At 43.1% G+C, this 23,321-nt stretch carries 24 protein-coding genes; 12 read left to right on the top strand and 12 right to left on the bottom strand.

Annotation, left to right across the window (positions count from 1 at the left end):
* The first annotated feature begins 52 nt into the window (after window positions 1-52).
* Window positions 53-1,534 (top strand): acetyl/propionyl/methylcrotonyl-CoA carboxylase subunit alpha, encoded by a 1,482-nt coding sequence (locus BGP76_RS07365; protein WP_119844145.1) that lies wholly within the window; start codon window positions 53-55, stop codon window positions 1,532-1,534.
* A gap of 13 nt (window positions 1,535-1,547) precedes the next feature.
* The gene (locus BGP76_RS07360; RefSeq protein ID WP_073123384.1) at window positions 1,548-2,126 is read left to right on the top strand and encodes a Maf family nucleotide pyrophosphatase; all 579 of its coding nucleotides are present in this window, start codon (window positions 1,548-1,550) and stop codon (window positions 2,124-2,126) included.
* On the opposite strand, the gene BGP76_RS07355 is transcribed toward BGP76_RS07360, so the two are convergent.
* From BGP76_RS07355 to BGP76_RS07330, 6 genes are all read right to left on the bottom strand, one after another.
* The gene (locus BGP76_RS07355) at window positions 2,110-2,769 is read right to left on the bottom strand and encodes a DUF3575 domain-containing protein (protein WP_119844144.1); all 660 of its coding nucleotides are present in this window, start codon (window positions 2,767-2,769) and stop codon (window positions 2,110-2,112) included. The genes BGP76_RS07360 and BGP76_RS07355 overlap by 17 nt on opposite strands.
* Before the next feature lie 3 nt (window positions 2,770-2,772).
* Window positions 2,773-3,360: a hypothetical protein gene (locus BGP76_RS07350; RefSeq protein WP_119844143.1), complete on the bottom strand. Its 588-nt coding sequence runs from the start codon at window positions 3,358-3,360 to the stop codon at window positions 2,773-2,775.
* A 17-nt stretch (window positions 3,361-3,377) separates the two neighbouring features.
* Entirely contained in the window at window positions 3,378-3,827 is a 450-nt protein-coding gene (locus BGP76_RS07345; protein WP_119844142.1) for a hypothetical protein, read from the bottom strand.
* 115 nt (window positions 3,828-3,942) lie between these two features.
* A complete protein-coding gene (locus BGP76_RS07340) occupies window positions 3,943-5,229 on the bottom strand; it encodes a citrate synthase (protein ID WP_119844141.1) in 1,287 nt (428 codons plus the stop codon).
* A 67-nt stretch (window positions 5,230-5,296) separates the two neighbouring features.
* Window positions 5,297-6,121 carry a prohibitin family protein gene (locus BGP76_RS07335; RefSeq protein WP_073123368.1) on the bottom strand — a complete coding sequence of 275 codons (825 nt, stop codon included), beginning with the start codon at window positions 6,119-6,121 and terminating at the stop codon, window positions 5,297-5,299.
* Between the two features lie 78 nt (window positions 6,122-6,199).
* Window positions 6,200-7,456 carry an asparagine synthetase B gene (locus BGP76_RS07330; protein ID WP_073123364.1) on the bottom strand — a complete coding sequence of 419 codons (1,257 nt, stop codon included), beginning with the start codon at window positions 7,454-7,456 and terminating at the stop codon, window positions 6,200-6,202.
* Window positions 7,457-7,758: 302 nt separating this feature from the next.
* Between BGP76_RS07330 and BGP76_RS07325 the strand changes: the two genes are divergently transcribed.
* Window positions 7,759-8,535 carry a hypothetical protein gene (locus BGP76_RS07325; protein WP_147407403.1) on the top strand — a complete coding sequence of 259 codons (777 nt, stop codon included), beginning with the start codon at window positions 7,759-7,761 and terminating at the stop codon, window positions 8,533-8,535.
* 26 nt (window positions 8,536-8,561) lie between these two features.
* Here the strand turns inward: BGP76_RS07325 and BGP76_RS07320 are convergent, their stop codons facing one another.
* Window positions 8,562-9,206: a hypothetical protein gene (locus BGP76_RS07320; RefSeq protein WP_139281021.1), complete on the bottom strand. Its 645-nt coding sequence runs from the start codon at window positions 9,204-9,206 to the stop codon at window positions 8,562-8,564.
* Between the two features lie 196 nt (window positions 9,207-9,402).
* Here BGP76_RS07320 and BGP76_RS07315 point away from each other — a divergent pair, with 196 nt between their 5' ends.
* Window positions 9,403-9,837: a hypothetical protein gene (locus tag BGP76_RS07315; RefSeq protein WP_119844140.1), complete on the top strand. Its 435-nt coding sequence runs from the start codon at window positions 9,403-9,405 to the stop codon at window positions 9,835-9,837.
* Between the two features lie 61 nt (window positions 9,838-9,898).
* Here the strand turns inward: BGP76_RS07315 and BGP76_RS07310 are convergent, their stop codons facing one another.
* A complete protein-coding gene (locus BGP76_RS07310; protein ID WP_119844139.1) occupies window positions 9,899-11,368 on the bottom strand; it encodes a Na+/H+ antiporter NhaC family protein in 1,470 nt (489 codons plus the stop codon).
* A gap of 107 nt (window positions 11,369-11,475) precedes the next feature.
* Between BGP76_RS07310 and BGP76_RS07305 the strand changes: the two genes are divergently transcribed.
* The 4 genes from BGP76_RS07305 (at window position 11,476) to BGP76_RS07290 (ending at window position 14,309) form a co-directional block, all read left to right on the top strand.
* A complete protein-coding gene (locus BGP76_RS07305) occupies window positions 11,476-12,069 on the top strand; it encodes a YceI family protein (protein ID WP_119844138.1) in 594 nt (197 codons plus the stop codon).
* Window positions 12,070-12,166: 97 nt separating this feature from the next.
* A complete protein-coding gene (locus BGP76_RS07300) occupies window positions 12,167-13,660 on the top strand; it encodes a sodium-dependent transporter (protein ID WP_119844137.1) in 1,494 nt (497 codons plus the stop codon).
* Window positions 13,657-13,764 carry a MetS family NSS transporter small subunit gene (locus tag BGP76_RS07295; protein WP_119844136.1) on the top strand — a complete coding sequence of 36 codons (108 nt, stop codon included), beginning with the start codon at window positions 13,657-13,659 and terminating at the stop codon, window positions 13,762-13,764. The genes BGP76_RS07300 and BGP76_RS07295 overlap by 4 nt, the downstream gene beginning before the upstream one ends.
* Before the next feature lie 74 nt (window positions 13,765-13,838).
* Window positions 13,839-14,309: a nucleoside triphosphate pyrophosphohydrolase family protein gene (locus tag BGP76_RS07290; RefSeq protein ID WP_073123353.1), complete on the top strand. Its 471-nt coding sequence runs from the start codon at window positions 13,839-13,841 to the stop codon at window positions 14,307-14,309.
* 948 nt (window positions 14,310-15,257) lie between these two features.
* On the opposite strand, the gene BGP76_RS07285 is transcribed toward BGP76_RS07290, so the two are convergent.
* Window positions 15,258-15,599, bottom strand: coding sequence for a T9SS type A sorting domain-containing protein (locus BGP76_RS07285; RefSeq protein ID WP_147407402.1), 342 nt, complete (start codon window positions 15,597-15,599; stop codon window positions 15,258-15,260).
* A 290-nt stretch (window positions 15,600-15,889) separates the two neighbouring features.
* Here BGP76_RS07285 and BGP76_RS07280 point away from each other — a divergent pair, with 290 nt between their 5' ends.
* Both BGP76_RS07280 and BGP76_RS07275 read left to right on the top strand, forming a co-directional pair.
* On the top strand, window positions 15,890-16,993 hold the full coding sequence (locus BGP76_RS07280; protein ID WP_255416075.1) for a family 20 glycosylhydrolase: 1,104 nt from the start codon (window positions 15,890-15,892) through the stop codon (window positions 16,991-16,993).
* Entirely contained in the window at window positions 16,983-18,146 is a 1,164-nt protein-coding gene (locus tag BGP76_RS07275) for a DUF5009 domain-containing protein (protein WP_119844133.1), read from the top strand. The genes BGP76_RS07280 and BGP76_RS07275 overlap by 11 nt, the downstream gene beginning before the upstream one ends.
* Before the next feature lies 1 nt (window position 18,147).
* On the opposite strand, the gene BGP76_RS07270 is transcribed toward BGP76_RS07275, so the two are convergent.
* From BGP76_RS07270 to BGP76_RS07260, 3 genes are all read right to left on the bottom strand, one after another.
* Window positions 18,148-18,966 (bottom strand): alpha/beta hydrolase, encoded by an 819-nt coding sequence (locus tag BGP76_RS07270; protein ID WP_119844132.1) that lies wholly within the window; start codon window positions 18,964-18,966, stop codon window positions 18,148-18,150.
* A gap of 84 nt (window positions 18,967-19,050) precedes the next feature.
* Window positions 19,051-19,620 (bottom strand): peroxiredoxin-like family protein, encoded by a 570-nt coding sequence (locus BGP76_RS07265; RefSeq protein ID WP_119844131.1) that lies wholly within the window; start codon window positions 19,618-19,620, stop codon window positions 19,051-19,053.
* A 67-nt stretch (window positions 19,621-19,687) separates the two neighbouring features.
* Entirely contained in the window at window positions 19,688-20,293 is a 606-nt protein-coding gene (locus BGP76_RS07260; RefSeq protein ID WP_119844130.1) for a thioredoxin family protein, read from the bottom strand.
* A 450-nt stretch (window positions 20,294-20,743) separates the two neighbouring features.
* Between BGP76_RS07260 and BGP76_RS20255 the strand changes: the two genes are divergently transcribed.
* Both BGP76_RS20255 and BGP76_RS07255 read left to right on the top strand, forming a co-directional pair.
* Window positions 20,744-20,914 carry a hypothetical protein gene (locus BGP76_RS20255; protein WP_158584116.1) on the top strand — a complete coding sequence of 57 codons (171 nt, stop codon included), beginning with the start codon at window positions 20,744-20,746 and terminating at the stop codon, window positions 20,912-20,914.
* Between the two features lie 61 nt (window positions 20,915-20,975).
* Window positions 20,976-23,216, top strand: coding sequence for an ATP-binding protein (locus BGP76_RS07255; protein WP_119844129.1), 2,241 nt, complete (start codon window positions 20,976-20,978; stop codon window positions 23,214-23,216).
* Window positions 23,217-23,321: the final 105 nt, after the last annotated feature.

Genomic DNA, 23,321 nt, shown 5'->3' with positions numbered 1-23,321 from the left:
GGGGATGGAATGAATGAAATTTGATGATCTTAATCCACTAATAGCCCATAACATGATGAAATTCAAGAAGATATTAGTTGCTAACCGCGGTGAAATAGCCCTTCGGATTATGCGTACAGTACGTGAAATGAACATCGCTACTGTCGCAGTGTATAGCAAAGTAGACCGTGGTTCGCCTCATGTGAGTTTTGCGGACGAGGCGGTGTGTATTGGGGATGCAGTGGCGAGTGATTCGTATCTCAATATCGATAAAGTGATTCAGGTTTGTAAGGATTTGCATGTTGATGCCGTACATCCAGGTTATGGTTTTCTGTCCGAGAACCCTTTGTTTGCACGAGCACTTTCAGATCATGGCATTGTATTGATAGGGCCGAGTGCCAAATCCATGGAGTTGATGGGGGATAAATTAACTTCTAAAAACCTCATGGCCGAGCATCAAGTGCCTATGGTACCTGGCGTCAATAAGGCTGTTCGTGACGTAGAAGAAGCCAAACGCATAGCAAGCGAGGTGTCTTATCCTGTGATGATCAAGGCTTCAGCGGGTGGCGGAGGCAAGGGAATGCGGATCATTGAGAATGAAGCGGAACTAGAGTCGATGATGGCACGTGCAGTTAGCGAGGCTGCTTCTGCTTTTGGCAATGATGCCGTTTTCATTGAAAAGTATGTCACGAACCCACGGCACATCGAGATACAGGTTTTGGCAGACCAGCATGGACATACCGTGCATCTGTTCGAGCGAGAGTGCAGTGTACAGCGCCGACACCAGAAGGTGATCGAAGAAGCTCCTTCGTCGGTTCTCACGGAGACCAAACGACAGGAGATGGGGGCAGCAGCAGTACGTGCGGCAGAGGCATGTGACTATGTAGGGGCTGGTACGGTAGAGTTCATGGTCGATGGTGACCTTAATTTTTTCTTCCTAGAGATGAACACCCGTCTGCAAGTAGAGCACTGTGTAACGGAGGAGATCACAGGGTTAGATTTGGTCAAAGAGCAAATCAAAATAGCGCAGGGTGAATCGCTGTCTTTTGGGCAGGATGACCTAAACATCAATGGGCATGCCTTAGAGATTCGGGTGTATGCTGAAGACCCTACGAATGGATTTCTCCCCTCGACGGGGACGCTGAGCTTATACCAGCGACCACAAGGAGTAGGTGTGAGAGTGGATGATGGGTTTGAGCAGGGGATGAAAATAGACACACACTATGATCCCATGATAGGGAAGCTGATTTGCAAGGGAAAAGATAGAGCAGAAGCGATCGAGCGAATGAGCCGTGCCATCGATGAATTTCGAATCGGTGGGGTAGAAACCACACTACAGTTTTGTAAGTTTGCGATCAATCATGAGGCATTCAAGTCAGGAAATTTTGATACTGGGTTTGTAAGCAAATATTTCGATCCTGCGCTTTTGAATCCCATAGATGAAAAGACACAAGAAGTCGCGGCGATCATGGCGGTGCATGTTTTGGATCAAGCTAAATCTACCCAGCTCCCCAACAATCAAAAGTCATCGGCATGGCAGTCTCGGAGATCATAAATCATAAAGTACAATGCGTAATAAATTGATATTGGCGTCTAATTCGCCACGAAGACAGCAGTTGATGCAGGAGGTAGGTTTTGATTTTGAAGTGAAAACGATGGAGGTCGCGGAGGATTATGGTGAGATGCCTGCGGAGGAAGTTGCCGAGTACCTCGCCATCAAAAAGAATGATGCGTACCGTAAAGTGCTCAAGGATGAAATCGTGGTGACTGCTGATACAATAGTCGTCAATGCTGGCATAGTGTTGGGTAAACCAGCCTCTGAACAGGAGGCTGTAGAGATGATACGTGCGATGTCTGGTGGTAGTCATGCGGTGATCTCAGCCGTTTGCATCTCTGATGACCAGCGAAAAGTTAGCTTTAGCGACCATGTAGCGGTCAAGATGGTCGCACTATCAGATGAGGAAATTCAATTCTATGTAAAGAAGTACCAACCGATGGACAAGGCGGGAGCCTACGGTATCCAAGAGTGGATAGGTATGGTAGGCATTGAGCAGATTTCAGGCTCTTTTTACTCGGTCATGGGATTGCCGATTCACAAGGTGTATCAGAGCCTGAAATCTGATTTTGGGATTACTCCGATGCTTTAGCAGTGCGCCCGAAACGGTAGCCTACGTGTACGCCAATACGAAAATCCCAATATTTACTGTCATTGCTATCGATGTACTCGTCCTTATTATAGGAGTCTGAGTCTGACTGGTCTTTGATAGAACTCTGGTATTGCGGTGTTTCGTAGTGGAAGTAGGCATTTCTCCCTAAAGCAGTATTGAATCCAAAAATGATGTTAGAATCCGTGACCCATTTCATGCCGAGGTTGAAACCTACGGCAACCTTTTGGTAGTCAGATTGTACAATTTCCGTGTTGTAAAAGGATTCGTTATTTGCTGAGTTATAGCCATTTTCCGTGATTTCCATATCGGTATAGCCATTTTTATATCTACTATATATCCCGATAAAGAATAAATCCGCTCCTTTGATGGGGAAGGGATAGAATCTTAGTTCTGGTCCGAAATAATAGTAGCGATGATCGTCCTGATCAGGAAAACCATAGACATAGCCCCCGAATGCTCCTAGTGTCGTGTTTTCATTAAGTTCTAAGAATTCGTAATTGACATTGATTTCATACAAAATCAGATTACTCAGGTTGATTTGGAAATCATGCTGGGCAGATGCCCAGTGACTGATAGTGGTCATCGTGAGCACTAAGAGTAATGTGTACAGGTGTTTTTTCATCGTTTAGTCGTTTTTGTTCGTGCCAAATCTATAGCCTACGTGTGCGCCAATCTTAAATCCAAAGTGCTCATCGTCAGTGTCTCCTGGTTCTTGGTCTAAATAGGCTTGGTTGTCATAGTTAGAGACAAGATTTCTGTCTACACCACCAAAGAATCCGAAAATAATGTTACTCTTTGTCACCCATTTGGACCCCAAGCCTATGCCAAAGGCAAATTTGTTGTATTTCGACACGGGTTGGTTTAGAGCGCCATTTCCATAATAATCCCAGTCGGCGGCTTTTGCCTCACCATTGCTGTATTTGGCATAGACACTGACAAAGAAACGATCCAAACCATTTTTTGGGAGTACATAGTACTTCAATTCTGGGCCGATGTAGAAAAAATTGTTGTATCCATCCTCTGTTGAGAGATCTGGTAGACCATAGTAATAGCCCATAAAGCCACCAAAACTCAGGTTTTCATTGATGCCTTTATCTATGGATCCAGATGCTTCGAATAGTAGTAGGTTGACGATGTTGAGATTTACATCTGTCTGCGCACGTGACACGAATCCCCATAGCATGAAGACGAGTAGCAAAAGATTGGTTTTCATTGGTATATGTTTATGGTTTAGAATCTAAAAAGTCTGGCAGTCTCCCCCCACGGGATTCTAGAGAGTATCAGTGCAAGACCGATTGCAAAAAAGATCAGTTGCTTCTTGAATTTTTCCTGATCTGTAGCAGCTCTTTTGGCTTTGGCTTTTCCGATGGTGATCACAGCAACCGCAGCGATCATGACGAAGATGTGTTCTACTGCCCAATATCTCAGCGTAGCATTTTTCATCACAGATACGTCACCACCAAAGGCATTGAAAGCATATGGGCTAGTGAAATATAGTCCGAGTCCGAGCAAGAACATCAAATGAATACAGCCTACGAATGCAGATGCAATAGCATTGTCTCCCTTTGAGTAGGGGATGTTGCCTTTGCTGCCCACGAAGGATTTGTATATCGTGATGACGGCTAGGATCAAGATGACCCATCTGAGCCAGGAGTGTGTGTAGAGTAGTATTTCGTACATAATCGTATCTTATTTTGTCGTTGAATTTGAAAGCTAAATTAGTTTGAAATTGGCTATAAAAAAACCCTGATCTTTCAAAGAAAGACAGGGTTTTGTATAGTGTCTGAGACGAGGATTATCTCTTGTTGATATCCACGTAGGTTCTATCTGTTTCGCCGACGTATACTTGTCTTGGTCTACCGATAGGCTCGTTGTTTTCTCTCATTTCTTTCCACTGAGCGATCCAGCCTGGTAGTCTACCTAGAGCGAACATCACGGTGAACATCTCTGTAGGGATGCCGAGAGCTCTGTAGATGATACCGCTGTAGAAGTCTACGTTTGGATACAAAGAACGCTGTACGAAATATTCGTCTTTCAATGCTTTCTCTTCTAGTTTTCTAGCGATATCCAATACAGGATCATTGACTCCTAGTTTGTCTAGGACATCGTCCGCAGCTTTTTTGATGATTCTAGCACGAGGATCAAAGCTCTTGTACACTCTGTGTCCAAAGCCCATCAATCTAAATGGATCGTTTTTGTCCTTAGCCTTCTCGAGGTACTTGTCAGCATCTCCACCATCTGCTTTGATTGCTTCTAGCATTTCGATCACTGCTTGGTTAGCGCCACCATGTAGAGGTCCCCATAGTGCATTGATACCTGCAGAAAGCGAAGCGTACAAGCTAGCCTGAGACGAACCTACGATTCTTACTGTAGAGGTAGAGCAGTTTTGCTCATGGTCTGCATGCAAGATCAATAGCGTGTCGAGTGCTTTCGCGACTACTGGATCGATTTTGTAATCTTCTGTAGGTAGTGCAAACATCATCTTGAGGAAGTTGCCACAGTAATCAAGACTATTGTCTGGATATACTACAGGGTGTCCCATCTGATTTTTGTAAGCCCAAGCTGCAAATGTTGGCATTTTCGCAATGATACGAATGATGCTCAGATTCACTTCCTCTACAGATCTGTTAGGATCCAAAGATTCTGGATAGAATGCGGTCTGCGAAGTAACCAAAGAAGATAGTACGCCCATCGGGTGTGCTGTAGAAGGAAAACCTTCTAGGATCTTTTTGATGTCCTCATGTACCAACGTGTGTGTAGTGATTTCACCTCTGAACTTGTCCAACTCAGCCTGAGTCGGTAGGTCTCCATAGATCAAGAGATAAGCTACTTCGATGAAGGTAGATTTCTCTGCCAACTCTTCGATGGTATAGCCTCTATGTTTTAGGATTCCTTTTTCACCGTTCAAGAAGGTGATAGCACTTTTGGTTGCTCCGGTGTTTTTGTATCCCGGATCTAATGTTGTCAGTCCAGATTGCGCTCGCAGAGCACCTATGTTGATTGCTTTTTCATTTTCGGTACCTACTTCGACTGGCAGTTCTATTACTTTATCTCCTACCTTTATTTCTGCTATTTCTGACATTATTTACTGAATATGTTTACGACATTTAATTATTGCGAATTTAAAATAATTTGCTTCAAAAAGAAGTCTAATTATTACCTAATATGAGAGGTAGACCATCTTTTGCATTGCCAATTACGACCACTTTTGCATTCGGTGAGTTGGCGAGCATTTGCGTAGCTTCAATACCGCGCATTTTGAGTAGTTCTGGGGTCAAACTGGAGTTGACAATTTTGTTGGCCTGCGCTTCGCCTTCTGCGGCAATTCGCTTTCTCTCAGCTTCACTTTTCTCTTTGTCTAATCTAAACTGGTAGGCGAGGGCTTCTTGCTCTTGCTGGAGTTTGTTTTCGATAGCTTGTTTGATCTGAGCCGGTAGGTTGATTGACCTGATCAGGAGCGCCTTCATGATCACATTGTTTTGTGGTGCAGCGAGCGTTTTTTCGGTTTCTGTCTTGATGGAGGTTTCCACTTCCGCTCTCTTGGTAGAGTAGATTTCTTCTGCAGTATAGCGACCCATCACTTGTCTTACTGATGATCTCACTTCGGGGATCACCAAAACGTTGATGTAGTTACTTTTGAAGTTTTCTTGTATCTCACCGATTTTGTCCTTCATTGGCGTGAATCGTACCGATACGTCTACATTGATGGATAGACCATTTTTGTCCAAAACATCCATGCTCTCTTCGACTTTGCTCTCTGAGACATCAAAGGTGTAGATGCTGGTCCAGGGTGCTTTGAAGTGCCATCCTGGCCTGATGATGTTGTCTTTGTCTAGTTTACCGGTCAGGGTATAGAATGCCACGGCGCGCTCAGCAGGTTCTACTTTGAAAAACAGGCTTGACGAAAGGCTGACTACTACGATGAGTGCGATCGCACCGATGAATACAAAAGGTAAGAGTTTTCTATTGTCCATAATGATATGCTTATTGGTGGATTGTTTGAGGTGTCGAAGTTAGGGCAAAACCAGTAGAGATACGGGTATATATGGGGATCATGTTTTTTGCTTCTTCTTTTTTGCTGCGGGGAAGAGAATGTTGTTCAAGATCAACCGATAGCCTGGCGAATTGGGGTGTAGGTTCAGGTCGGTCGGTTCTTCGCTGACCATGTGCTGGTAGTCTTCGGGATCATGTCCTCCATAGAAGGTCCAAAATCCCTTGCCAAAGATACCGTGAATGTACTTGGTTTCTTTGATAGAGGGGGTTTCTCCCAGTACTACGACATCTGATTTGACGAGCTTCTTTTTGAATGAAGTCGTTTGTCCCATGAAGCCTTTGATGGTGTGCTCATGGTTTTGGGTGAGCATGGTGGGTACTGGATCCCATTTGGCAGAGAACTCAAAAAGCGAAAAGTAGTCCTGTTCCTCACGCAATCCACGCTGTGCAGGCGAGGTGTCTATACTGGAGAACTCATATTGATAGGGATTTCTTTCCAAAATGAAATTCTCAAAAGCGAAGGTTTTGTTGTAATCGAGCTTCGACTGGGCATTGGGATCCATGGGGTCTCCGTCAAACATCGATTCGCAGATGTCTACGCCCTCAGCGGATAGTGCAATATCATAGGTGTCAGTCGCAGAGCACATCGCAAAGAGGAATCCACCGCTGGCGACATAAGATTGAATCTTTTTTACTACGGCGAGTTTGAGGTGGGAGACTTTGTTGAAGCCATGTTTTCGTGCCGATGCTTCATACTCTCGCTGCTGTTCTTGATACCACGGATAGTGCTGGTAGACTCGGTAAAACTTGCCATACTGTCCCGTGAAGTCTTCATGATGGAGGTGCAGCCAATCGTACTTGGGTAGTTCGTCGTACATCAGTTCGTCATCGAACACTACATCATAGGGTATCTCGGCATAGGTCAGAACGAGGGTGACTGCATCGTCCCAAGGCTGTTTACTTTTTGGAGAATAAACTGCTATTTTGGGTACTTTATCTAAGGTCATGGCATCCATATTAGAGGAAGGGCTGGCGATTTCGGATAAGATGCTGTTGGCTTGTGCGTCAGAAATGACCTGATAGCTCACGCCTCTGATGATCAGTTCGTTTTCGAAGGTCTGGTAGTATTTGAATAGGAATGAACCGCCTTTGTAGTTGAGTAGCCAGTCTACCGTAATATCATTTTGTAGTACCCAAAAAGAAATACCATAGGCTTTGAGGTGATTGGACTGGGTATTGTCCATCGGTAGGAATAGATAGGAAGCTTTGGCTTGTACTGAGATGAGAATCAATAGTAGGAGTACGATGCGCTTCATGCAGATTATCTTTGTTTGGGATCAAATTTATGAACTCCCGTCAAAGTTCTATCGAATATTGACGATTAATGTTGCGGTCAGGTTAGATCATGACCAGAGGTGATGAGGGTTCGGTCAATGTACTAGAGTCATGTTTAGGTCGTTTGCTGTCTGATTTCTTTTATATACTAGGTCGGCGTTGTATTCTATGTATATGTGTATAATTTTAAGGTCAGATCAACCTTGATCGATACAGTCGGTCATGGAGTTGCAGACCAGTTGTGATAGCATATTAGTAATTAGGATTAAAATCTTGTGGAGAGTTGATGAAGTACCTTAGCATCATTTGGTTTGTTTTGATAGCGCAGTTGAGTTGGGCTCAGCAGTTGCACATGACGGGAGTCTACAAGGGGGAGAGTCTCTACATCAAAAACCCATATGTGGTCGCTACCAATTCTTTTTGTATCCAATCCATCCATGTGAATGGACAAGAGTCTAAGGCCAACCTAAAATTGACAGCAATAAGCTTACATTTTGATGGAGTCAAAGAATATGCTCCCGTCAACATAAAGATCAATCATGCCGATAGCTGTCAACCAAAGATCGTGAACCCAGAAGCGATCCTTTACTACTCATCCTTTAAGTTCGACAGTCTGGTGATGAATGATTCGATACTGCACTGGTACACCAAGGGGGATAGACGAGAAGGACAGTTCATCATCGAACAACTCAAGACCGATCGATGGGATGAAGTGATGACGGTAAGAGCCAAGGGGAGGTTTGATGGGGCAGCGTATGTGTATTTTCCAGAACACAATGATGGAGGTAACAAATATCGTATTCGCTATGAACTTCCTAACGGTCGTTATCTATACTCTGAGGAACTAGAGTATTACCACTATCCAGATGGGGTGACTTTCTCTCCCAAAGTTGTCACGGACTATATGTATCTCTCTCGCGAGGCACGGTTCGAAATCATGAATGCCAATGGTGAAGTGATTTTGCAGGGGACGGCTAAGAAAATACCTCTTAAAAGACTGAACCCTGGAGACTACACTATATTACTCGAAGGAGATCTGGATACTTTCGTAAAGAAGTGAAAGCTATATATGTGAGGTGTTCGGGACTAGAGTTTAATCCATCCAGTGATTCTATCATTGATGATCGTGTGGCTGAGCTGTAGTCCATTGGGGGAATAGAGTAAATAACCTTCTAGTGCAAAGAAATCAGGAACACAGGATACGACGGTTTGATGATGGATGCTTTTACCTGCCATCAAAAAATGATCGAGTTGACCAATTTCATCACCCACGAATACAACGTCTTTCAAAAATACTCGACAGCCTTTTTGGCGCATTACCGATCTGCCCGATGGGGTGAGGTGGATGGTGTCATTGCCATAAAAATAGAATAACTGAGACATCAAGCGGTCTCGAATCAATAGGTCGTTTTCGACTATTTCAAAGTGGTGCATTATAGTGTCTTGTATTTTATCCTCTGTATAGGCTGTGGACAGCTGGGTGTAGTATTCTTGAAAGAATAGACTGTCATTCCTTTCTGATATGGCTAATGTCAGCGTGTCTCCTCTGTATTCTAGTTCTCCTGTTAGGTCTTCGCAGGTCGTGGTATAGCGTATATAATGAGAGGCTTGCCCATCGGCTGGGAGAGATAGGTCGACAGGGTTGGGCGTGTAATAGAGTTCTGGACTGTCATGTTCGCAGGCTACCATTAGAATAGTGGTAATGACCCATAGATAAGAAAAGCTTTTCATGGTGTAGGTTTTGATGCTTGACTAGTAAGACCCCAGAGAATACATTTTGGTTGGAAACGGGTATGGTGTTTTGGGATCAAGCTTGTGAGTGCCTAGGTGGGCTTTTGGCTTTTGATGCGAAGATCAATTATTTTAGGAATCACAAATGTCTAATAATGAGGAGAAAGGTATTTGGTAAAACCTAAACGAACGAAAAATGGAAACTTCTGAGAATGTGAAAATCCCGATTTGGTTTTGGGTCGTGATGATTCTGATGCTACTATGGAATTTGATGGGTGTAGGCTCATTTTTGTATCATGCATTGATATCAGACGAAGCACTACAGGCTATGCCAGAGGCTGAACGAGATTTGTATGCCAAGTATCCCGCATGGACTTATGTGGCGTTTGCACTGGCAGTACTCGGAGGTACCTTAGGGAGTATTGGTTTGCTGCTGCGTGCAAGTTGGTCTCGGATGGTGTTGTTAGTTTCCTTGGTGGCGATTGTTGTTCAGATGTACCACAGTTTGTTTATCGCCAAGTCCACGGAGGTGTATGGGCCAGGAGCTGTGGTGATGCCAATTATGGTGGTGTTGGTTGCGGTGTTTTTAGTCTGGTTGGCAGGATATGCCCAGAAGAGAGGTTGGGCATGATGCATTTACTTATAACATCTCTAAAGATAGCTTGTGTTTTTATCTCTTATTATAAACATCACTACATAATCCAAGCCATGGCCAAGTATAATGTGAAAGTAGCTATGCCCGCTATCGCGGCATAGGGAAGCTGCGTATTTACATGATCGATGTGGTCACTGGCAGAGGCCATCGATGAGATGATGGTTGTGTCTGAGATGGGTGAGCAATGATCTCCAAATACACCACCGCCTATGGCAGCTGCGATCGCCATGCTGACATTGCTGTCCATGTTTTGTGCCATAGGGACCGCTATAGAGATCATGATGGCAAAAGTACCCCATGAGGTCCCTGTACTAAATGCGATAAAGCAACTCGTCGCAAATACGATGGCTGGGACTAGTTTGGGAGATAACCATGCCTCGGTGATGTGGGCGACGTATAGCCCTGTACCGAGTTCCTTGCATAGCGCACCGATCGTGAAGGCGAATACCATCAATAGTGCCAGTGATACCATGCCAGACATACCTTTGATGGCTAGGTCTATCATTTCTTTGAGTCCCATGATCTTTTGTGATTTGTATAGGAGCATGGCACTGACGATGGAGGCGGTGATGGAGTACATTACGGCTGTAGAGCCCGATCCATTGCCGATAGCTGTGAAAATCTGTTCGATCCAAGAGCCTGTCATACCATTTTGCCATCCTGTATAGACGAGCATAGTAGGCATGAATAGGATCATGACGAGGATGGGAATCGTCATATTGTACGCCCGAAGTTTGTTCTCGTGCTTCGCTTCAATCAGAGCAATTTCGTCAGAGATCATGGGAGTAGAGCCTTCGGCAATTACTCGTCCTGTCGTACGTGTGCGCTCTTCGGCTTTTTTCATAGGCCCAAAATCTTTGCCGCTCAGAATGACATAGAGTACTATGGCGATAGCCAGAAATGGATAGAAATTGTATGCCAGAGAACTGAATAGTAACCTGAAAGGAGAGTCAAATCCCTGAGCCAGCAATAGGCTCATGATGAAAGCCCCCCAGGCATTGAAAGGGAAAATGATGCATGAGGGAGCTGAACTGGAGTCTGCTAAGTATGCTAGTTTTTCCCTCGGGATTTTCATCTTGTCAAAGATAGGACGGTACAAAGTGCCTACGGTTAGGATGGAGATGTTAGATTCAACGAAGATGATCATGCCAGTTAGTGCTGCATAAAGTTGAATCATTTTTCTACTCTTGGTATCATTGGCTTTTTTCTCTAGGCGGATGGATACCCACTGTATAAAGCCTGCTACACCTCCTGAGCGCTGAATCAATGCGATCAACGATCCAACAAGTAGCGTAAAAATAACCGTACGTGTATTGCCACCGTCTTTGAACACCTCCACGAAAGCTGCTAGAGTGTCCATCGTGCCAGTGAGTGGGTTGCCGCCATTCAGGATGACCCAGCCGACCCATATACCGAGAGTCAGAGATAGAAAAACTTGTTTTGTTCGCAGGGCTAAAAAGATAGCCAATATAGATGGTACCAATGACCAAAAACCGTACTCACTCATAGAATCTAAAATTGAATCTCGAATCTAGTTCAATATCAATCTAGGTCAAAGAGCTATGGGAATTGTCTGCAAAATTGATTATATTAAATCAAGCAAAACCTAAGATTATGAGAAAGACAAATTACCTATTTGCCGCCATGTTGTGCGTGCTGTTTTTGGTGTCACCGATGAGCCACGCACAGACCAAGTGGAAGAGTGATCCTGTTCATTCCAACATTCAGTTCGAAGTAGACCATCTGGCCATATCGACCGTGACAGGTAACTTCTCTGAGTTTGTGTGTGATGTGGAATCCAAACGAAATAGCTTTGAAGGAGCTAAAATAGAGGCTGTCGTCCAAGTCAGTAGCTTGTCGACAAAGAACCTAACGAGAGATAAACATCTCAAGGAAGACGATTTCTTCAATGCAGAAAAGTATCCTGTGATGACTTTTAGAAGTGAATCATTCGTCAAAAAAAGTGACAAAGAGTATGTGATCACGGGTTGGTTGACGATTAGGGATGTGACCAAAAAGGTTTCGTTCCCAGCAGAATATAGTGGAATGGCGAAACTGGGTGATAAAACGATTAGTGCTTTTAAAGCCAATTTTGTCATCAATCGGTTCGATTACAACCTTACATGGAACGATACGCTGGATACAGGGAGTCTTGTGGTAGGGGAAGATGTCAATGTTAAGATGAATCTGGAGCTGATCAAGATTTAAGAATTACAATTAAGGTAGGTTGAATACTAGGGGCGGTCTCAGGCAATGTCCATATATGCTTTTGAGACCGCCTCTTTTTGTGTAGTTTCGGCATTACATGAGCAATACCGAAAATTTTAGTAACCGTTGGGGAATTATACTCGCTTCTTTAGGGATGGCGATAGGGGCAGGGAATCTCTGGCGTTTTCCTCGACTGGCAGGACAGTATGGTGGGGCATTCATTATCCTATGGATCGTATTTTTGTTTATATGGTCGATTCCATTACTACTGGCGGAGTTCTCTATGGGTAAAAATTTTAGAAAAGGAGTCATTGGCTCTTTTGCACACCTGGCAGGCAAACGCTACACTTGGATGGGCTTTTTTATCACACTCTGTACTTTAGGGATTGCATTCTATTACTCAGTAGTGACAGCATGGTCACTTAGGTATTTGACTTTTTCTGTGGATCAGTTGTTTCGTGATACATCTCTTTTGGGGCAACTGGCAGTTCAGCCTAATTATATGCAGGACTACTGGGCCGAGGTGTCTCATGGTAGTCTTGTGACACTAGTCCTTTATATTGGTTGCGTGATGGCAGGCGTATGGGTGCTGTCCAAAGGAGTACAAAAGGGACTTGAACGAACCAACAAAGTGCTGATTCCGAGCTTGTTTGTTTTGCTGTTGGTTATTGTGTTCGTGTCTCTTAGTATGGATGGAGGAGTAAGAGGCTTGGAATACATGTTTGCAATCGATATAAATCACTTTTCTAACGGTAAGGTCTGGATAGAAGCCCTGTCACAGTCGGCTTGGTCGACAGGTGCAGGGTGGGGACTGATGATTACGATATCTTCTTATTCTCGTCAGAAAGAAGACGTAGCACTCAATACATTTATAGGGGCTCTGGGTAATAATACGGCTTCTTTGGTGGCTGGTATGGCGATTTTGCCAGCGGTGTTTGCATTGGCAAGCTCAGAAGCAGATGCAATTACATATCTGCAGCAAGGTAACCAAGCACTGACTTTTACGGTCATACCAGAACTATTTGCGCATGTGCCAGGGGGCGGGATTTTATCTGTATTGTTCTTTGCTGCGCTATCTATGGCGGCTTTTAGTTCGCTGCTACCTATGCTAGAGTTGATGGGGCGAAACCTTCAAGACCTTGGGCTACAGCGCAAGCAGGTGATGCTATGGGTGGCGGGGTTCTTTATCTTTTTTGGATTTCCTTCTGCATATTCACTGGATTTTTTCAATAATCAGGACTGGGTCTGGGGGCTTGGATTAATTCTATCTGGGATGTTTATATTATTCGGTTTGGCTGTTTTTGGATTGAAACGGTTCAAGGAGACTTATATCGATGAGCATTCAGATCTTCAGATTTCTACACGGTATTTTCAGGGAGCAGTCGTTTGTAACCTGGTGCTGGGGTGCGTACTGATCTACTGGTGGATGTCACAGGGTTTTAGCAGTCATCCATGGTGGGACGAAGCAGGACAGTGGAATATGTTCGATACCTATAGCAATGCATCTATTATCACCCAGTGGGGGATTGTGATCCTCGTGGGTGTTGTTCTCAATAGTTTTTTATACAGGAAATTTGCAATCAAACAATGAGCGTACAAGCAATCATCAGTATGGTGACTATCCTAGGGGTAGTGATAGGTGGTTTTATCTACTGTTTGACAATAGCTATGCGCAAAGAAGACAAGCATAGATAGAGTTGCTCAGTTTGTTGATGATAGGCTGTGCCATCTCAGGATGAATCCCTAATTTCGAATCTTAATATATACCCATGGAAAAAATAGACGCGCTCAATCAAGTAGCAGAATTTCATAAGACATTTAAACACCCTATCGTTACCACTCCTGCGATCCCAGATGCAAAGCGATGTGCACTGCGTGTGGAACTGATATCAGAGGAGCTAAAAGAACTCGATCAAGCGATCAAGGACAAAGACCTGGTAGAGATCGCTGACGCGCTCTGTGATATACAGTATGTGTTATCTGGTGCGGTGTTGGAATTTGGTTTGGGGGACAAGTTCGTAGAACTGTTCGATGAAGTGCAACGCTCTAACATGAGCAAAGCATGCAAGTCTCTCGAAGAAGCGGAAGCAACGGTGAAACACTATCGAGAAAATAAAAATACTGAGAGCTATATCAAAGAAGAGGATGGCCTATTTCTGGTCTATAGAAAGGAAGATGACAAAACACTGAAGTCTATCGATTACTCACCGGCGGACCTTAAATCTATATTGAATAAATAGTAGGTTGATTTGATTTTAGGTTGGATGAAAATATAAAAGGGTAGCCATTTGGCTACCCTTTTTTGGTTAGGTTAAGTTTTATGCTGGTTGATTCAGGGGTATCGACTTATTACAGTTGTAAAAGTCAACTAATGTGAGTTTCTATTCCTGCCAAACCAGTTCAAAATCCTGTCATTATTAGTGATAATTGCTTGAAAATGGGCTTTAGGTCTATTTTTTTTTAGGATAGGACTGTGTTTTAAAGGATGCTTTCATGGAGAGTTTCTAATACATAATCCCAGTTTAATATGGGGGTATATGGTGAATTGAAATGCGCCATTCGATAGAGATACTACTGTGGTAAAGTGAGAGTGTAACTCAAGGAGTGGTTGAATATTATAAGAAAGGCAGTATGATAAAAGGGTAGCCATTCAGCTACCCTTTTCGGTTAGGTTAAATTTGTATGGGTTGATTCAGGGGGACACAACTTATTACCATTGTAAAAGTCTCTAGGGTTGAATTTTTAATACTGCCAGATCTGTTCATTATTCTGCCAATATGATTAGTTGTGAGATGAAATAATTTTTATAGGTTGTTTTTAATCTAACTATTTAGGTGGTTAGCATGTCTCTGGTGAGTGCTTCGGGTGAGGTGAAGCTATGTTTTGGCAAGCACATAGGTTGGGATCACTCCGTATTTCTGGGGTAGAGGTAGTAGATCACTTCGTTATTCAAGATTCATTGTTCGAAATTCATTATTGTTTTTTTTTTATAAAATAATCACCTATTATGAGTCTTTGAGGTAATATTTAAATGATTGAAATAATGAATCTCGAATATTGATTTTTATCCCCAGACATACCGACTGACCCATAGGTTGTGCGAAAATGCCTGTGTATAAACAAAAAAATCCCAGACGTGTCACGTCTGGGATTCCAAAAAGTTATAAACTTATTCTTATTCAGTTTCTTTATTTTAACTCCACAGTTTTGGAGACACTGTATACATCGTTAGATACTGCATATACATACTCACCAGCAGGATAAGCAGATAGGTCAAATCTTTTGGCATACTTTGCGTTGTTGACATCTTTATCTTGGTAGATCAATGATCCAGTAGCGTCATATATTTTTACTTTTACTACTTCTCCTTCTAGCTTGTTGAAGGCTACCAATACTTTCGACTGAGACATAGCCGTGATTTGAACATTTAGTTCTGGACTAACCATTTTTTCAGACTTTTCTCCAGCGTATGCTAGTGAAGTCATAGTTACCAATAGAGTCAGGGCGATTGTTTTTAGTGTCGTTTTCATGTTCGTAATTTTATCGTTTTTTGAAATTGATTACGATGCAAGGATAGGGCAAGCTCTGATACTACTAAAGTGGAAATCGGTGAGCTGTATATTTTTTCAGGTGAAATAAAGAATAAAATATTTGAGCCTTTTCCTGAGAAAAGTAACATGAAGTGATTTCATAGTTAGATTTTTGAAATGAAAGAGGAGTTTGAATAAACCAATCGAAAGGCAAGTGCTGTTAGGCTATGATGTGAATCGGTTTAGCGATTATATGTGACTAGGTAGCATGAGAAGTGTATATTAGACTCATGAGAAAAATGATATTGATTTTGTGGATGTCTGTCTTGTACACTGGGGTATGGGGACAGTCTGTGACCAATGATACATTGGCTATGCCTACGTTATATGGTTTTGCGATAGCTGCACCTACTCCGGATCGTCTGGATGAATTCATCTCTTTTATGGAAGAAGAACTCGGGCCCAATGGGATCAATACTTTAGTGCTACGTGTGGATTATAATTATTCTTATGAGTCTTATCCAAAATTAAGAAATGAAGACCCACTCACGAAAGCACAAATCAAGAAGCTAGTCAAGTCAGCGCAATCTCAAAATATAGCATTGGTCCCACAGATCAATTTGCTAGGACACCAGTCTTGGGCTTCAGGATTGGAGAAACTGCTACAAGAATATCCCGAATTTGACGAAACACCACATGTGAAGATGCCCAAGAAGTACGAGTGGCCGAACGAGGACAGTCTCTACTGCAAGAGCTATTGCACGCTTCATCCTCAGGTGCACGAAGTAGTATTTGCATTGGTGGATGAGATCATGGAAGTTTTCGAAGCATCGGCATTTCATGCAGGAATGGACGAGGTGTTTTACATAGGTGATGATCAATGCCTCAGATGTGGTGGGCAAGACAAAGCTGAACTATATGCAGCAGAGGTCGGACGCATTAGAGATCATCTAGCAACTTCAGATCGTAAGCTTTGGATTTGGGGAGATCGATTACTCGAAGGAAAAACGAGTGGTTTAGGTATGTGGGAGGGTAGCTACAATAGTACAGAAGCAGCTGTTGACCTAATCCCTAAAGATGTGGTGATATGTGACTGGCACTATGATGTAGCAGAGCCTACTCCTGCACTCTTTGCAACGAAGGGACTGTCAGTGATTTCTTGTTTTTGGAACAAAGCAATGGTTACGACTGCACACATGGAGATGATGGGGTTCTTTCAAGAAAATAGCAATCCACGTATGCGTTCGAGATATCTAGGGACAATGCAGACGGTATGGAGTCCCGCTGGTTCGTTCTTGGATGCCTACTATGGCAAGAGTACCAACCAATCTGCTATGGATCAAGTTGCTAGTTTTAAAGCCATGATTAATTATCTTGGTCAGAATGAAAAGTAATAGACTTGCCTCGATAGATATAATTAGAGCACTGACGATGTTGCTTATGATTTTCGTCAATGACCTATGGTCTCTGACCGAGATACCTGAATGGCTCGAACATAAGGCAGCAGATGTAGATGGTATGGGACTAGCTGATGTCGTCTTTCCAGCATTTTTGTTCATCGTAGGACTATCTATTCCTCATGCTCTCAAGGCCCGCATAAAGAAAGGAGAATCCAAACCTAAAGTACTGTTGCATATCCTGAGTCGAACGGTTGCCTTGGTAGTCATGGGACTGTTCATGGTCAACATGGAAAGTATCGATGATGGTCAGATGATAGTGAGTAAGCCTTTCTGGCAGATTTTGATGGCACTGGCCTTTGTACTGATTTGGAATAACTACCGAAACCCTAAGGTGTGGAATACCATACCGACCGTGGTGATGAAACTAGCCGGATGGAGCATTTTACTCTTTTTGGCAGTGATCTATCAGAGTGCGAGTGGAGACTGGATGTTGATTCACTGGTGGGGAATACTGGGGCTGATTGGTTGGGCTTACCTTCTATGTGCAGTGCTTTATATATGGATAGGAGATAGCATACTAGCGATATCTTCGGCCTGTATTGTATTGGTATTCATGAACGTAAATGAGTTTTTGCACCTCGGTGGAGTAGACTTCACTCTGGTTGTGAGTGCTTCTAATCACGCCAGTGTCATGCTGGGTGTCTGGGTGACGGTGATGTACTCCTATATGATCAAGAAGGGTAAGTCCAAATACCTCGTGCCGGTCTTGTTAGGTTTGTCTGGTGTCTTGTTGGCCTTTGGGTTTTTGACACGACCAGAGTGGGGGATTTCCAAAATTCTTGCAACCCCTTCTTGGACGACTATCTGTGCTGGGATCACGACCCTTGTTTTTGTCATTCTATTTGTGCTGACAGACCAAAAGGGAATGACGGGTTGGTCAAAACCGATTGCAGCGGCAGGCTATAGTACGCTCACGTGTTATTTGATTCCGTATTTTGTCTATCCCATATTGACTCTGGTGGGTTGGGACTTGCCAGATATGTTTACAACAGGAGCATTGGGGTTAGTCAAATCCATACTGTTTGCTGTATTGGTGATACAGATCACAGCATGGATTGATCGTTTTCAGATTAGATTAAAAATCTAATTCACTGTGAAACAATGCGTTCGACTTCTTTGAGGAGTAGGGGGAATGCCGGCTCAGTCATGCCATGTCCATAGCCATCCATCTCATAGATGCGTGTGTCCTGATGTCCTGCGACCTTCATCATGCGCATCATAAAGGCATTTTCTTCATAGCGACCGAGTAGCTCCATCTCACGATCACCAGTGATGAGTAGGAGTGGTGGTGCATCTGCTCTCACGTGGTAGAGTGGTGCTAGATCATCGATCACTGGTTGTGTTCCTGCGATACCTCTTTCTTCTCGAACAGTGAAATGTGTAATTGTATGACCACTAAAAGGAATCAACCCTGCAATACGGTTGGCATCTATGTTATGAGTGGCTAGCCAGCGTTTGTCCATTCCGACCATACTTGCGAGATAGCCACCCGCAGAGTGCCCGGACAGAAATATTTTGTTAGGATCTCCACCGAACTCTTCGATGTGTTCAAATACCCATGCGATGGCAGCAGCGGCATCTTCGATGTAGACGGGTGCTTTTACGTTGGGGTAGAGGCGATAGTTTACTCCTACGATGGCTACCCCTTGTTGTTTGAGACGTGCAGGGAGTTCTTTGTTGCCGCTAGTGAGTCCACCGCCATGAAACCATACGATGGTTGCAAAGTTAGCGGAGTCTGTAGGGTAGTAGAGGTCTAGTTTGCACCGCTCAGCTATATAGCTATCTGTTTTTTGGAGCTTTTTGCTGTAGTATGCTAGGTCACTTTTAGTTTGGTACTTGTCTGATTGTCCCACAAGTGGCAGTACCATCGTTAGGGTTAGTACTATGGACAGGAAGTAATTTTTCATCTCGTGTGCTTGTTTGATTCGGTTCGCTAATTAACCCATTTCACACCAGCTATCTCAAAAACAGAGATGATTTTTAGTCCTTATTTATACATTACCAGTTTCGGCAAACTTCGAAATAGTCTCTAATTTCATGCGGTCGGTCAGACTGCGGGCATAGTGTACCTTTCGTACCATGCCTTTGTCGTCGATGAGAAACTCGGCAGGGATTGTTTTGATAGACTCGTTGCCCTCCATCATGTGTACAGGCAGTCCTTTCATTTTGGCCTCTACGACGGTTTGAAAAAAACTAGTCACGTGACTTACTGCTGATTTGACACCAGAGGATTCTATGCCATACTTCTGATACCAGATTTTGTCTGGGTCTGATATTAAAGGAATAGGATTCACATCTACATGAAACTCGTGGTTCTTAAGTACTTTTTCTTCGGATTCAAAGAAGAAGATCATCTCTAAGCCTAACGCTTTGAACGCCGCATGTTTTTTTTGTAACCGATGGATACGTATGTTGCAAAACGGGCAACCTGCATGACGAAAGAAGCCGACCATGACGCGCTTACCACGGTAGTTTTTGAGGTTGATCCGCCTGCCAAAGATATCAGTGAGATCGAATGTAGGAGCGAGGGTGTTGATTGCGAGGGTCAGGCTTTCGGACATTTGTTTGTTCTATTTATGGAGTCTGTATGTGATAGATACGAGACTCCATAAGTTATTGGATTTCTGTCTATTTAATGAGTTTTGCCAATTCATTTTGTGTACTGATGCCTTTATCTGCATTGTACCACTTCTGTATTTCTTTGGATAGCTCTTCGTAGGCAGGGCGTTCTGCTTCGGGGGTAGATTTGTAGTTCATGACTTTTTGTTGAGCGACAGCAGGTCTAGGTCCCCATACGGTGAGCTCTGACCAGTTCTCATCTAGAATCGCTAGGATCGGGATGGAGGTCGCACCGTTGGTCTTGTAGTACTCCATGAGATCGGGGTTGGAGTCTCTTAGGACGATGTGCAGTGTGATATTAGGGTTTTGCTCCGCGATTCGAGCTATGACGGGGACGGTCTGAGAAGCGTCTCCGCACCATGATTCGCTGATCAGTACCCAGTGCTGGGGGCTTTGGATCGTTGCGACAGCTTGGGTGATTTCGGGATTTAATTCTGCCTTTTTGTAGACACGCTGCATGCGTGCCAGACCCAGTACGGAGTAGTCGTAGTACATCTTATTGTCAGGAAAACTGGTGGCTTTCTCTTCGGTGTGTAGTTGCTCGATGCGGGCGATGTACTGCTCGAAAGTATAGGCGTCTTTTACCGCCGATTGGATCGTTTCTTCTTTGGTCATGATATTCTTTTTGAACACTGTTTGATTTAGTGTGTACCCAACGCACCTTTCTAGGCTTTAGTTCCGTGGGGGATAGAGATTAATAGTATAAGTTTTAAAAGGGAGGCCTTGATCTATGTTTATAATGGAAGGATACATTTAAAGTCAAATCGCTTCTCTACTTGATAATTGGTATATTTCGAGAATTAATTGACGAATCCTTGGATTCGTTTCTTTACTACCCGAACTTTAAGCTTAGAATGTGAGAGGTGTGTGGTTTATTCCTCTCGTCAGTAGCGTTGACATGTCATGGTTCATACCGTTGTTCAATATCTGCGCTAAAATAGTTTTCTATATTGTTGCGGTGTTTGTTTGAATATAACTCAGACAAGTAAATCATTCTCTACATGTATGTGGGAGTAGAAACTATAGTAAAACATGGCTAGTTGATAATTAAAAAATCCGATCGAAATGAAAGATAGTACACGTCAGGATGATGATTTGGAGCAACAAAAAATTGATGAGGGCATGGAAAGTATTGACCCTACGGGAATAGGGGGACTAGATCATGCGGATCAAAAGATTGATCTGGATGATTTAGACATAGAAGGACTTGAAGAGTCTATGAGCTCTGAAGATTGATAACCAAGGACTAACTGAATAGCAGCAGTATCATTTTCGAGAAAAAATAAAATGATAGGTCATGATTGGTTCAACCAGTGAATGGAAATACATGTTTAAATTTTCCATTTTACTTATTTTTTGTTCTTTCTCCGCTTTATCCCAAAAGCTGGATCAGAAGAGTATGCTCGAAAAACTAGCCTTGATGCCTGCGGATACCCAAAAAGTCAATATGCTATTTGAAGTGCTTGGTGCGATTGACGACCGAGAGCACCGACTCGAACTTGCCGAGCAGGCTTATTATATTTCCGCTTCACTGAACTACCTATGGGGACAGGCGAAGAGCTCTTACCATATAGGAGAGTGCCTAAACAAAACCCGTAATTTTGCAAACAGTTTTAAGAATCTTGAGGTAGCCCAAACTTTGGCAGAGGAAATTGCAGATACTAAATTGATTTCAGATGTGCTCTTTGCCTATGGGGAGAATATGAACGATTTGGATAGTTTGGATTCTGCGATGTATTATTATGTTCAGTCTTTGACATTAGCTGACTCGATGGAGTACTCTTATAGAGCTGCGGAGGCTCACTATGGGATTAGTAGTATTGCTAATTCTTTGGGAAATAATGTGTTAGCGATGCAGCATATCCTAAAGGCAAAAAAGTACTATGAGGAGCTAGGAACTAATCAGAATGCTTGGCACATATGGAACTTGCTGGGGATTATCTATGATGAACTATCGGATCAAAGCAAGGCTTTTGAGTATTACTATCGTGCACTGGAAGTTGCCAAACGAAGTACAGATACTAACGCTGAAATTATAGTATCGAATAATTTAGCCATTTTGTATGAGCTAATAGGAAAGAGTGCTGAGGCTAAAGAGCTGTACTGGTCAGCCATTGAAAAAGCACATGTTTTAGGATTGGATGAGGATGAAGCTTACTTGCTGGGGAACATTGGCTGTATTTTTCTAGAGGAAAAGGATACGATAAGAGCGCAAGCGGTTCTGATGCGTTCACTTACTTTGACCAAAAAAGCAGGAAGAGGTTGTGATTTGGCTTATCCCTATGAAGGGATGGCAGAGCTCTATGGAATTAAAAAGGAATATGACTCTGCAAGTTGGTATTATGATCAAGCTATTTTGTTAGCCAAGCGCTGCCAGAATCATATGCTTGTGGCAAGTGCGCTCAGGCATTTGGGTGAGATTCAAATTGAAACACACGCTTTGTCCAAAGGATTGAAGCATCTAAAAGAGAGCTTGGCACTTTGCGAACGTTTTCAACTTATTGAAGAACGTGTCAAGTCTAATTTCTCACTCTATAAAATATATAAGAAGGTTGGAGATTTAGGAACTGCTCTTCGCTATTTCGAGGCTTATCAGAGGTCGAGAGACCTACTACTGTCGGATCAAGAGAGGTCAGAGGTGTCTAAAGTAACTGCTAATTATGAATTTGAAAAGAAGCTACATCTATTAGCATTCAAGGAAAAAGCCGAAAACCTTGCGTTAAGGGCTCGGTTGGACAAGCAAGTATCTAACACCAACAATCTCTATCTTATTCTAGCACTGATCTTGATTCTTGGAATTAGCTTAGGGAGGTCTTATTACCTTATGCAGCGGCACAATCAGAAACTGGTACAAATCAATGAAGAGAAAAATACCCTCATGGGTATGGTTGCTCATGATCTGAGGAGTCCCCTGAACAATATCAAGGGAGTGATGTCACTAGTCAATTTAGATCATGTGAGCAGTCAGGAGCAGCGCAATTATACGCGTATGCTCAACGATAGCGTAGATAATATGCGTGATATGATTGATCGAGTGATGGATATGAGTGCTGTTGAGGATATGAAGATTAATTTGGATATGACACCATGTGATGTAGCCACTCTCGTGAACAAAGTAGCCGATAACTATGAATATGTAGCTTCCAAAAAGAATATCGTCATACATAAGAACTATGACGATCAAGTCTATCAGGCACTAATCGATTCCAAGTATACTATGCAGGTTTTTGACAACTTGATGTCCAATGCGATTAAATATAGCGATAGAGACACGAATATTTACCTCTCACTGGAGCGTACAGGTAGGACTGTGATCGTTCGTCTGAGAGATGAAGGACAAGGGATAACAGAAGAGGATCAAGAACTACTCTTTACTAAATATCAGCAGCTGAGTGCACGGCCTACAGGTAATGAAGAGTCCATTGGTCTAGGGCTATCTATCGTTAAGAAGTTCGTAGATGCTATGGGAGCTACCATCCAATGTGAGAGTGTCATAGGAGAGGGAAGTACCTTCATCGTATCTTTCCGTACAGCATAGTGGAAGGGTTGTGTCACCGTGAAGAAATTCTATTGTTGGGTTACGCGTGTTATTTTTATCGATTTGTAGGAATAGAGAGATTATAATAAATAGAAGTGCAGCTGA

The sequence above is a fragment of the Reichenbachiella sp. MSK19-1 genome (assembly GCF_003590315.1).
Lineage (GTDB): Bacteria > Bacteroidota > Bacteroidia > Cytophagales > Cyclobacteriaceae > Reichenbachiella > Reichenbachiella agariperforans.
This window is presented reverse-complemented; position numbering and strand designations above follow the sequence as displayed.